Raw genomic sequence first — 225 nt, 5'->3', positions numbered from 1 at the left:
AGATAGCTTTTATTTCTTCATCTGAAAGAGAAACATCTGTGTTTGCTTTTATCCATTGTAAAACTTCATCCACTGTAGAATTGGGGCTTAAACTTTTAAATAGTTTATATGTATTTTTTATAGCCTTTCTTTGCTCTTCTTCTCGGCCTTTCTCAACGCCACGTTTTTCTGCTACTGCAGTTTCTTCTTTCATCCGTAATTCTGCTGTTCTCATAAGATTTCTCC

1 pseudogene is annotated in these 225 nt (G+C 34.7%); it reads right to left on the bottom strand.

The features are described 5' to 3' along the window. Positions 1 to 225 (bottom strand): annotated as a pseudogene (locus tag FC45_RS07605) (Rpn family recombination-promoting nuclease/putative transposase); the annotation flags it as partial.

The sequence above is a fragment of the Lactobacillus jensenii DSM 20557 genome (assembly GCF_001436455.1).
GTDB classification, from domain to species: domain Bacteria; phylum Bacillota; class Bacilli; order Lactobacillales; family Lactobacillaceae; genus Lactobacillus; species Lactobacillus jensenii.
The sequence above is the reverse complement of the archived record's forward strand: the minus strand, read 5'-3'. Positions and strand labels throughout refer to the sequence as shown.